Here is an 11,180-nt window from a genome sequence, read left to right as displayed (position 1 = left end):
GGCCGCCTCGGCGGCGGCCGTGACACCGCGGGCCGCCAGGGCCACGCCGACGCCGGCGGCGGCGAGCGCCGGGGCGTCGTTCACCCCGTCGCCGACCATGACGGTCGGCGCGGCAGCCTGTTCGGCGCTGACGATGGCCAGTTTGTCGGCGGGGTCGCGGTCGGCGTAGACGGCGTCGACGCCGGCGACCCGTCCGACGGTCTCCGCGATGTCCGCCCGGTCTCCGGTGACCAGGACGGTGCGCTCGATGCCGGCGTTGCGCAGCGTCCGCATCATGCGCGGCGCGTCGGGCCGGAGCGGATCGGTGAGCAGCAGGACCCCGGCGGGCCGGCCGTCCACCGCCACGAACACGGTCAGCGACCCGTCCAGCGCGGCCCGGCGCCGCGCCCGGCGCACCCACTCCGGCGCGGGGCCGTCGACGACCCAGGCCGCCTTGCCGAGGCGTACCGGGCGGCCCTCGACCGTGCCTTCGATGCCGAAACCATGCCGTTCCCGGACGTTCGACGCCGCCGCCAGGCTCAGCCGGCGGTCGCGGGCGGCGGTCACGATGGGCGCGGCGAGCACGTGTGCCGACGACTGGTCGAGCGAGGCGGCCAGCCGCAGGACGTCGTCGGCCGGCAGGTCGTGGCCGGTGATCACCGCGGAGAGGACGGGCCGGCCGCGGGTCAGGGTGCCGGTCTTGTCGAACAGCAGGACCCGTCCGGCGGCCAGCCGCTCGAGCGCCGCGCCGCCCTTGAGGATCACGCCGTACCGAGCCGCCCGGGACACCCCGGACATGATCGCGATCGGGGCGGCCAGCAGCAGCGGGCACGGAGTCGCCACGACCAGCACGGCCACGGCCCGCACCGCCTCACCCGAGATCGCCCAGGCGAGCCCGGCCACCAGGAGCGTCAGCGGTACGAAGACCAGCGCGAACCGGTCGGCGAGGCGGACGAAGGGGGCGCTGCTCGCCTGGGCCCGCTCCACCAGTCGCACCACACCCGCGTAGGTCGACGCTTCCGCGGTCTCGGTGGCCAGCATCCGCGCCGCGGAGCCAGCGTTGACCACCCCGCTGCGGATGTCGTCGCCGGCCCGGCGCTCGACCGGCAGCGGCTCGCCGGAAAGCGCCGACTCGTCGAACACGCCGTCGTCGAGCAGCCGGCCGTCGACCGGGACGAGCTCGCCCGCGCCGACCAGGAGCCGGTCGCCGGCCGCGACCCGGTCGACCGGGATCTCGTCCACGCCGTCCGGTCCCTCGCGGCGGGCGATGCGCGGCGCGCCGGCGGCCAGGCGGCCGAGCTCCCGGCGGGCCCGGGCCGACGCGCGCGCCTCCAGCACGCCGCCCGTGAACAGCATGACCGCGATCACCGCGCCCGCCAGCGGTTGGCCGACCAGCAGGGCGCCCGCCAGCGCCAGCCATGCGATGACATCCACCGAGGGCCGGCGGCGCAGCAGCGCGACGGCGATGGTGATCGTCGAGTAGGCCAGGCCGATCAGCGTCGCGGCGGTCCACAGCGCGGACGCCCGGCTGCCCGCCCCCGCGGCGGCGGCCACCACGCCGCCGATGAGCAGCAGCGTCGCCACCACGAACAGGATGGGCTCCCGGGCGGCCCACAGCCAGGAGCGCCACGGCTGCGACGCGGCGGGTGGCTCGGACCGACGGGACATCGCAGCCCTCCGTTGCTCAGGGAGCCGATCGGTACGGCGGACCGGTCTCCTGTCATGATCCCAACGCCGGGGCCACCGCTCCAAGGCCGAAGGTCCCGACCTGGCCGTGCGGACCCCTACACCGTCGCTGCCGGCAGGATCATCGTGACGCGCGCGCCCTTCCCGGGGCTGCCGTCGATGCGCAGCTGCCCGCCGTGCGCGTCGAGGACCTCCTGGACCAGCGCCAGCCCGAGCCCGAAGCGGCGGCCCGGCCGGTCGGCGTGGTGTTCGCCGCGCGCGAAGCGGGCCAGCAGGTGCGCGGCCTGGGCCGGGTCGAGCCCCACGCCGTCGTCGATCACCGTCAGGCGGACGCGTCCGTCCGCCCGGTCGACGGCGACCGTGACGGTGCCTCCCGCGCTGACGTGGGCGAGGGCGTTGTCGACCAGCGCCGCGAGGGCCCGGCGCAGCGAGGAGCGCACCCCGGTCACCTCCATGGGCCCGGCAGCGATGTCGGTGCGCAGCGTGACGTGTTGCGCGCTGGCGTACGGCTCCACCGACGCGGCGAGCTCCCGCGCCAGGTCGGCGGCGTCGAACGTCACGCCGCCGGCCGGGCGGTGCGACAGTTCCGCGGACAGCAGCAGGTCCTCGACCACCTCGCCGAGCACGTGGGTGTCGGCCACCAGCTCGGCCACGTCGGCGCGGATCCGTTCGGCGTCGGCGTTGCGGTTGAGGCGCCGCTGCAGCAGCTCGGCGCGGGTGTGCAGCACGGCCAAGGGGGTGCGCAGCTCGTGGCTGGCGTCGGCCACGAAGCGGCGCTGCAGCGAGAGGGCGCGCGCCAGCGGGCGCACCGCCTGCCGGCCGAGGACGGCGCCGATCGACGCGGCCGCGACGATCCCGATCAGGCCGGCGATCAGCATCGACCCGACCAGGCGCTCGCCCGACTCCTCGCGGGCGGTCACGTCGAGCAGGCCGACCGTCCGGCTGCCGTCGGCGCGGTCCGCCGCGTACGCCTCGAAGTGCCGGCCGCCGATCGTCGCGTTGCCGCGGCCGGGCCGCAGCCGGGTGACGTCCGTGCGCAGGACGGCGGGCGGGGTGCCGCCGCTCGCCGTGACGACGCCGTCGGGTGCACGGCGCACCAGCACCACACCTTCGGTGCCGGTCAGATCCGCGCCGGCGGCGAGTGTCTGCACGCGGACGGTGCGCTCCTCGGCCAGGTGCTCGGCGCGGATGGTCAGCCAGAACGCCAGCACGCTGACCAGGACGGCGGTCGCGGCGACGGCGGCGGCCACCTGCACGGCGATCACGGCGGTGGCCCGGCGCAGCAGGCGGGACTCGGGGTTGCTCGTCATGCGGTGCCGATCTGGTAGCCGAGCCCGCGGACCGTCCTGATCACCGGGCGGCCCAGCTTGCGGCGCAGGTAGTGCACGTAGGTGTCGACGACGCCGGGGTTCTCGGCGGCGTCGAAGACGATGGTGCGCAGGTCGTCGCGGGTGAACACCCGGTGCGGCCGAGCGGCGAGCGTCTGCAGGAGCGCGCACTCGCGGTCCGACAGCGCCACCACGTCACCCGACTCGTCGCGCACCTGCCGGGTCGTCACGTCGAGCCACCGGCCCCCGATCGACAGCAGGCCCGCGCGATCGAGGTGGCGGCGGCGCAGTGCCCGCAGCCGGGCCAGCAGTTCGTCGGCGTCGAACGGTTTGGTCAGGTAGTCCTCGGCCCCGGCGTCGAGACCCTCGACCCGGTCAGCGACCGTGCCCCGGGCCGTGAGCACGAGCGCCGCCGTGGTGACGCCGCGCCCGCGCAGCCGGCGCAGCACGTCCAGTCCCTCGATCGCCGGCAACCGCCGGTCGACGACGATGACGGCGTACGGGCGGGACAGCCCGAAATGCAGCCCCTCCTGCCCGTCGCGGGCCCACTCCACCAGGTAGCCCTCGTCGGCCAGCAGCTCCTGCAGCACACCGGCCAGGCGCCGGTCGTCTTCGATCAGCAGGAGCCGGGGCGGCGCGGGGGCGTTGGGCACGCGCTCAAGCTTGGCACGGGCCGGCCTAAGAATCCTCGAAGAACGGCGGGGCACAGTGGCGGCGAGATCGTCACACGAGGAGGCATCGTTTCGTGCCAGACACCGTCAACGGCAGCGCGGCCACGCACCCGAGCTACGGCACGACGAGCCGGGCCGTGGGCAGCGCGCGGCGCGACCCCGCACGGTGGTGGCTGCCGCCCACGACCGGTGGCCGAGGGCGACCGGGACGACGGCGAGGGCGCGGTCCCGGACCGCGCGCGTGGCTGGCCGATCTCGTAGGCGCCACGGCGATGCTCAGCATGCTCGTGGTCGTGGCGCTCTGGGTGCACAACCGGGGCGTGCAGGACCTCACCGGCGTGGCGTCCGGGCTGACCTCGCTGGGCCGGCTCACCGGCCTGGTCGCCGCCGATCTGCTGCTGGTGCAGGTGCTGCTCATGGCCCGCGTGCCGTGGGTCGAGCGCGCCTTCGGCCAGGACCGCCTCGCCGCGTGGCACCGCTGGACCGGGTTCACCTCGTGCAACCTGATGCTGGCGCACATCGTCCTGAGCACCGCCGGCTACGCGGCGAGCGAGGACGCGGGCCCGCTGGGCGAGCTGTGGCGGCTGGTCACCACGTACCCGGGGATGCTGCTGGCGGCCGCGGCGTCGGTCGCGCTCGCCCTCGTCGTGGTGACGTCGGTCCGCGCGGCCCGCCGCCGGCTGCGGTACGAGTCGTGGCACCTGCTGCACCTGTACGCGTACCTCGGCGTGGCCCTGGCCATCCCGCACGAGCTGTGGACCGGCACCGACCTCGTCTCCTCGCCGGCGGCCCGCGCGTACTGGTGGACCATCTACCTCGCCGCGGCGGGCTGCCTCGCGCTGTTCCGGCTCGGCCTGCCGGCCTGGCGCACGCTGCGGCACCGGCCGGTCGTCGCCGCCGTGGTGCCCGAAGGCCCCGGGGTGTTCTCCGTGTACCTGCGCGGCCGGCACCTGGACCGGCTGCCGGCCCGCGCCGGGCAGTTCTTCCTGTGGCGCTTCCTCGACGGGCCAGGCTGGTCGCGGGCCAACCCGTACTCGCTGTCGGCGGGGCCCCGGCCGGACCTGCTGCGGGTGACCGTGAAGGACCTCGGCGAGGGCAGCCGGCGGGTGGCGACGATCCGGCCCGGCACACGGGTGCTCATCGAGGGCCCGTACGGCCGGCTGACCGCGCCGCCCGCCGACGGCCGCCCGATCACCATGCTCGCCAGCGGGGTCGGGATCACCCCGCTGCGGGCGCTGCTCGACGAGGTCCGGGTGCCGGTGACGCTGCTCTACCGCGCGCGTACCGCGGACGACCTGCTGTTCGGGGCCGAACTGGACGCGGCGGTCGCCACCGGGCGGCTCCGGGTCGGCTACCTGGTCGGGCCGCGCTCCCGGGACGGCTCCTGGGTCCCGGCGGGATTCCGGGGCGACCAGCTTGCCCGGTGGGTGCCCGGCATCCGCGACCATCACGTCTACGTCTGCGGGCCGGACGCCTGGATGTCCGCCGCCTCGGCGGCGGTCCTGCGCGCCGGTGTCCCCCCGCAGCGCCTGCACACCGAGCGATTCAGCTGGTAGGAGAGCGCGAATGAGGCGGATCACGCTGTGGCTGATGTCCACGGTGGCGGCGGTCGTACTGCTGTTGAGCTACCGCACCAGCACGATGGGCGCGACGGCACCGAACCCTCCCGGCGTCGTCGGTGCGGCGCCGGGCGTGGTACCCGACGCCTCCGTCCCCGGGCCGTCGGCGGGCTCACCCGCCCCGTCCCGCGCCACGATCGTCAACGGCACCGTCGCGCAGACCCGCTGGGGGCCGGTGCAGGTGCGGGTGACGATCTCCGGCGGCCGCATCACCGATGTGGTCGCGCTGCAGGTGCCCAGCGCCAACAGCCACGACCGGGAGATCAACGGGTACGCGGTGCCGGCGCTGCACGATGAGGTCCTGCAGGCGCAGAGCGCCAAGATCGACTCGGTGTCCGGCGCCACCGTCACCAGCGACGGCTACCGCCGCTCCCTGCAGGCCGCGCTCGACGCCGCGCACTTCGCCTCCTGAGCGGGCCCGCCCGCACGAACGCGCGATCTCGCGGCGACGGTTAGCACCGGCCTGCCCGGGTATGCGGCGCGCATGCCGTACGAGGAATGCCTGGACGAGTCGGGTGGGTACCACGCGGGATGAAGGAGCTGTCCGTGGCGCCCGTCGCCGTCGTCGGCGACGAGACGACGCTCACCGACCCGGTGTGGCAGAACGCGACCGCCGCACCGGATGCGGTCCAGTTCCTCCGCCGCGTCGGCGGCGGCGAGTGGCAGGAGGTCACCTGCGCGCAGTTCCGCGACAGCGTGACCGCCCTGGCCCGGGGGCTGATCGCCGCCGGCATCCAGCCCGGTGACCGGGTGGGGCTGATGAGCGGCACCCGGTACGAGTGGACGCTCATCGACTACGCGATCTGGGCGGCCGGCGCCGTCACCGTGCCGATCTACGAGACCTCCAGCCCCGAGCAGGTGGCCTGGATCCTGTCGGACTCCGGGGCGGTCGCATGCTTCGTCGAGACCGACGTGCACCGCGCGGCCCTGGCAAAGTCCCGTCACCCGCTGCCCGGCGGGATCGGCCCCTGGCAGATCGAAGGCCGGCACAGCGTCATCGACGACCTGGTGGCCGAGGGCGCGACCGTGGCCGTCGAGGACGTCGAGCGGCGCCGGCACGACATCGACGCCGACGACACCGCCACCATCGTCTACACCAGCGGCACGACCGGACGGCCCAAGGGCTGCGTGCTGACCCACCGCAACCTGTCCTCCGGCATCCGCAACATGCTGCCCGGACTGCGGTCGCTGTTCGGGCAGGACGCGTCCACCCTGCTGTTCCTGCCGCTGGCCCACGCGTTCGCCCGGATCGTGCAGATCGGCTGCGTGCAGGCGCGCGTCCGGATGGGCTACTCCCCCGGCGGCGCGAACCTCGCCGCCGACCTGAAGGCATTCCGGCCGACGTTCGTCCTGTCGGTGCCCCGGATGTACGAGAAGATCTACGCCACCGCGCAGCAGCGGGCCAGGGGCGGCATCTTCCGGCGCGCCGAACGCGTCGCGGTCGCCTACAGCCGGTCGGTCGACCGCGAGGGCCCCGGCCTCCTGCTGCGGCTGCAGCACGCGCTGTTCGGCACGCTGGTCTACCGCAGGATCCGCGCCGCACTCGGCGGCCGCTGCCGGCACGCGATCTGTGGCGGCGCACCGCTCGGCGAACGGCTGGCGCATTTCTACCGGGGGGCCGGCATCGACGTGCGTGAGGGATACGGCCTCACCGAGACCTCACCGGTCGTGACGTTCAACCTCGACGACGGCGTCCGTATCGGTACCACCGGCCGTCCGGTGCCGGGCACGACCGTCCGCATCGCCGACGACGGCGAGATTCTCGTCAACGGCCCGCAGGTCTTCGCCGGCTACTGGAACGACGAGCCGGCGACGGCGCAGTGCCTGGATCAGGACGGCTGGTTTCGCACGGGGGACCTCGGCGACCTCGACGACGACGGGTTCCTGCGCATCACCGGCCGCAGGAAGGACCTGATCGTCACCGCCGGCGGCAAGAACGTGGCACCGGACGGGCTGGAGGACCGGCTGCGCGCGCATCCGCTGGTGAGCCAGTGCGTGGTCGTCGGCGACCGGCGGCCGTTCATCTCCGCCCTCGTCACGATCGACGAGCACGCGTTCGCGACGTGGAAGGCCCGCAACGGGGAGCCGGCCGGCGCCAGCGTCGCCGATCTGCGTGCCGACACGCGGCTGTGCTCCGCGGTACAACAGGCCGTCGACGACGCCAACGAGACCGTCTCCAAGGCGGAGTCGATCCGCGCCTTCCGCATCCTGCCCCGGGACTTCAGCGAGTCCACCGGCGAGCTGACCGCGACGCAGAAGGTCAGACGCCAGGTCGTGACCGAGGAGCACGCCGAGGAGATCGCCGCCATGTACGCCTGACGCCTGCTCCTTGTATACATCATGTATCCTACGGCGGTGAAACGTTCGAACCAGTCGGTCCGGCGCCGCAACCGGCGCATCGCGGTCGCGGCCGGCGCGGTCGTGGCCTTCCTCGGCGTGGTCCTGACCGCTCAGCTCACCAACCAGCAGGGCCCGGTCGCCGCCCCGACGGCCCCGGCGGCCTCCGCGAGCGCGGGCGGCGCCAGAACCGGCGAGCTCGCCTTCGTCCGCCGCCAGCACAGCGACCCGATGGCGATCGGTGACGTGGACGCGCCCGTGGTCCTGGTGCAATGGACCGACATGCGCTGCCCGTACTGCGCGGTCTTCAACCGCGAGACCTTGCCCGTGCTGCGGCGCGAGTACGTGGACACCGGAAAGGTCCGCATCGAGGTGCACGACGTGGCGTACTTCGGGCAGCACTCCGAGGACGGTGCCGTCGCCGCGCGAGCCGCGGCCGAGCAGGGCCGGTTCTTCGAGTTCCTCGGCGCGGTGTACCAGGACGCCCCCGACAAGGGGCACCCCGACCTGCCGCGCGAGCGCCTGATCGCGTTCGCCGAGAAGGCCGGCGTGCCCGACATCGAGCGGTTCACCGCCGACCTGGACGACAGCGGCCTGCGCGCCGCGGCGCAGGCCAGCAACAGCGAGGCCGCGCGGCTGGGCGTCACCAGCGTCCCGTTCTTCGTCGCCGGTGACAGCGCGCTGTCCGGTGCGCAGCCGACCTCGGTGTTCCGCCAGTACCTGGACGCCGCGATCGCCAAGGCGGGCTGACCGTGGACCTCGGCCTGCTCAGTGCCTTGCTCGGGGGCGTGCTGACCCTGCTCAGCCCCTGTTCGGCGATGCTGCTGCCGGCATTCTTCTCCTACGCCTTCACCAGCCCGAGCCTGCTGATCAGCCGCACCGCACTGTTCTACCTCGGGCTGATCACGACCCTCGTGCCGCTGGGCGTGCTCGCCGGGACGGTGGGGTCCTTCGTCAGCCAGCACCGGTACACGTTCGTCACGGTCGCGGCAGTCGTCGTGATCCTGCTCGGGCTCGTCATGCTGGCCAACATCCCGGTCCCGGGCCTGACCCGCTCCGGGACGCAGAGCACCTCGGCGGCATCCGTCTACGCCCTCGGCACGATCTACGGCCTCGCCGGGGTCTGCGCCGGCCCGCTGCTCGGCGCGGTGCTCACCGTCGCCGCCGTCGGTGGCAACGCGCTCTACGGCGGCATCGTGCTGCTCGTCTTCGCCGCGGGCATGACCCTTCCACTGCTGGTCCTGGCCCTGCTGTGGGGGCGGCTGCCGTTCGTGCGCAGGCTGGTCCGCCCACGGGGGATCCGCCTCGGGCGATGGCGCAACACCTGGACCGGAGTCGTCGGCGGCGCACTGACCGTCGCGATCGGCGTCCTGCTGCTGGTCACCGACGGCACCACGTCGCTGGGCGGTGTCCTCGCCGCCGCCGACCAGGCAGCGCTCGAGGACCGGGTACGGCGGGCCACCGACGGCGTGCCGGACCTCCTCGTGGCCGCGGTCGCGGTCGGCGGCGCCGCCGTGGCCTGGCTCCTCATCCGCGTGCGAGCGGCCCGCCGCTGACCGCGCGACGGCGGGCCGGGGATACTTGTGTGACGCGTCGGTCGCGTCACCGTGGAGGAGAACGTCGTTGGACGGCAGCGCAAGTGCGGCGCAACGGGCCTACCAGGCGATCCGTGACGGCATCCTCAACGGCGTCCACCTGGCGGGCACCATGCTCGGCGAGGAGGCCCTGGCCACGGAGATCGGGGTCAGCCGCACGCCGGTGCGTTCCGCGCTCAGCCGGCTGCAGGACGAGGGGTGGATCGTCATCTACCCCAAGCGTGGCGCGCTTGTGCGGGGGCTCAGCGAGCGGGCGGTGGCCGACCTGGAGGATGCCCGCCTGATGCTGGAATCGGCCGGGGCGACCCGGGCCGGTGCCGGGATCCGCGACGAGCTCGCCGGGCGGATGCGGGAGTCGATCGCGGCGCAACGCGAGGCCTTCCAGGCCCGCGATGTCCGGCGTTTCATCGAGCTGACGATCCGCTTCCACCGCGCCTTCGTGGAAGCCGCGGGCAACGACATCCTGCTCGAGCTCAACGACCGGCTCGCCGACCGGCAGCGGTTCCTGCTGTTCAGTAAGGGCGACTGGCTCCTCGCCCGCTGCGACGACATCATCGCCGAGCACGAGGACCTCGTCGAGCGCCTGCGTGCCGGTGATGCGGCCGGGTTCACGGCGGCGCTGCGGCAGCATCTGGCCGACAACTACGTCCCGCCGGCCTCGACGGGCTCCGAGCGTGGGCCGCAGACCACGAGGTAGCCCCGCGATCACGGTCCTGTTCGATCGAGCCCGCGCCCGGGCATTCCCCAGCGCATGATGGGCTCGGTGCACCCCGCCGCGCCGCGCGAGCGTGCTGATCTCGGCCGAGGGCCGCGATGCGCTTCCCGGCCGGCGCTGTGAAGAATGGCGGGGTGCGTTTCGGCATCCTGGGGCCGCTCGAGGTCCGCGGCGACGGCGGGGAGCCCGTCGCCGTCGGCGGGCCGAAACCGCGTGCGCTACTGACCCGGCTGCTGCTGGAGGCCGGGCAGGTCGTGCCGCTGGAGCGGCTCGGCGGGGACAGCGCCAACGCGCTGCAGGCGCAGGTGTCGCGACTGCGGCGGGCGCTGCCGGGGGCGCCGGTCGAGTTCGCCGGGGGCGGCTACCGCATCGCCGCCGACCCGCGCGACGTCGACGCCCACCGCTTCGAGCGCCTCGCCCGCGACGGCCGGCAGCTGCTCGCGGCCGGCGACTTCACGACCGCCGCGGGTGTACTCCGGGAGGCGCTCGACCTCTGGCGCGGACCCGCCCTGGCGGACCTGCCCGACGCGGCGGCGCAGGTGGTACGGCTGGAGGAGGCCCGGCTCGCGGCCGTCGAGGACCTCGTCGAGGCCGAGCTGGCGCTGCCCGAGGGCACGCCGGTCGGGCCGCTGCGCCGGCTGGTCGCCGAGCACCCGTTCCGGGAGCGGCTGCGCGGGCAGCTCATGCGGGCCTTGCACGCGGCCGGGCGGACCGCCGAGGCGCTCGCCGAGTTCGACGACGCGCGGCGGCTGCTCGCCACCGAGCTGGGGGCGGACCCGTCGGCCGGGCTGTCCGCGGTACACCTGGGGATCCTCCGGGCCGAACCGGCGCCGCCGGCCCGCCGGGCGCTGCCCGCTGCCGTGACCCGGCTCGTCGGGCGGGAGCCGGAGCTGGCCCGGCTGGCCGGCGCGCGCGACGACCGGCTCGTCACGCTCGCCGGGCCGGGCGGGGCCGGCAAGACCCGGCTCGCGCTGGAGGCCGCGGCCCGCGACGGGCGGGAGGCGGCGCTGGCCGACCTGTCCCGGGTCGAGGACGGCGCCCTCGTGCCGCACGCCGTCGCCGCCGCGCTCGGCCTGCGCGACGGCGGGCTCGCCCCGGCCGCCGCCGACCCGCTGCGACTGCTCACCGGCGCCCTCGCCGGGCGGGAACTGCTCCTCGTGCTCGACAACTGCGAGCAGGTGCTCGACGCCGCGGCCGGGCTGGCGCGGACCCTGCTGGCCGAATGCCCGGGCCTGGCCGTGCTCGCCACC

Annotated in this window: 10 protein-coding genes; 7 read left to right on the top strand and 3 right to left on the bottom strand. The window is 74.8% G+C overall.

The genetic code is table 11. The annotated features are described in order from the left end of the window. The 3 genes from AB0M46_RS49700 to AB0M46_RS49690 form a co-directional block, all read right to left on the bottom strand. The coding region (locus AB0M46_RS49700) for a heavy metal translocating P-type ATPase (RefSeq protein WP_363348468.1) at positions 1-1,647 on the bottom strand (1,647 nt) is incomplete at its 3' end. A gap of 116 nt (positions 1,648-1,763) precedes the next feature. Then, positions 1,764-2,975: a HAMP domain-containing sensor histidine kinase gene (locus tag AB0M46_RS49695; protein WP_363348466.1), complete on the bottom strand. Its 1,212-nt coding sequence runs from the start codon at positions 2,973-2,975 to the stop codon at positions 1,764-1,766. Then, the gene (locus tag AB0M46_RS49690) at positions 2,972-3,646 is read right to left on the bottom strand and encodes a response regulator transcription factor (RefSeq protein WP_363348464.1); all 675 of its coding nucleotides are present in this window, start codon (positions 3,644-3,646) and stop codon (positions 2,972-2,974) included. Before AB0M46_RS49690 ends, AB0M46_RS49695 begins: the two co-directional genes overlap by 4 nt. A gap of 290 nt (positions 3,647-3,936) precedes the next feature. Between AB0M46_RS49690 and AB0M46_RS49685 the strand changes: the two genes are divergently transcribed. The 7 genes from AB0M46_RS49685 to AB0M46_RS49655 form a co-directional block, all read left to right on the top strand. Next, a complete protein-coding gene (locus tag AB0M46_RS49685; protein WP_363348461.1) occupies positions 3,937-5,220 on the top strand; it encodes a ferredoxin reductase family protein in 1,284 nt (427 codons plus the stop codon). A 10-nt stretch (positions 5,221-5,230) separates the two neighbouring features. Beyond that, complete coding sequence (locus tag AB0M46_RS49680) at positions 5,231-5,695, top strand: FMN-binding protein (RefSeq protein WP_363348459.1); 465 nt, start codon at positions 5,231-5,233, stop codon at positions 5,693-5,695. A 119-nt stretch (positions 5,696-5,814) separates the two neighbouring features. Further along, entirely contained in the window at positions 5,815-7,602 is a 1,788-nt protein-coding gene (locus tag AB0M46_RS49675; protein ID WP_363348457.1) for a long-chain fatty acid--CoA ligase, read from the top strand. Between the two features lie 36 nt (positions 7,603-7,638). Further along, the gene (locus AB0M46_RS49670) at positions 7,639-8,370 is read left to right on the top strand and encodes a thioredoxin domain-containing protein (protein WP_363348455.1); all 732 of its coding nucleotides are present in this window, start codon (positions 7,639-7,641) and stop codon (positions 8,368-8,370) included. Positions 8,371-8,372: 2 nt separating this feature from the next. Then, on the top strand, positions 8,373-9,176 hold the full coding sequence (locus tag AB0M46_RS49665; RefSeq protein WP_363348453.1) for a cytochrome c biogenesis protein CcdA: 804 nt from the start codon (positions 8,373-8,375) through the stop codon (positions 9,174-9,176). Between the two features lie 67 nt (positions 9,177-9,243). Next, positions 9,244-9,912, top strand: coding sequence for a GntR family transcriptional regulator (locus tag AB0M46_RS49660; protein WP_363348451.1), 669 nt, complete (start codon positions 9,244-9,246; stop codon positions 9,910-9,912). 152 nt (positions 9,913-10,064) lie between these two features. Further along, positions 10,065-11,180: BTAD domain-containing putative transcriptional regulator (locus tag AB0M46_RS49655; protein ID WP_363348449.1), on the top strand; the 1,116-nt coding region annotated here is incomplete at its 3' end.

The organism is Dactylosporangium sp. NPDC051485 (genome assembly GCF_040682015.1).
Lineage (GTDB): Bacteria > Actinomycetota > Actinomycetes > Mycobacteriales > Micromonosporaceae > Dactylosporangium.
The sequence above is the reverse complement of the archived record's forward strand: the minus strand, read 5'-3'. Positions and strand labels throughout refer to the sequence as shown.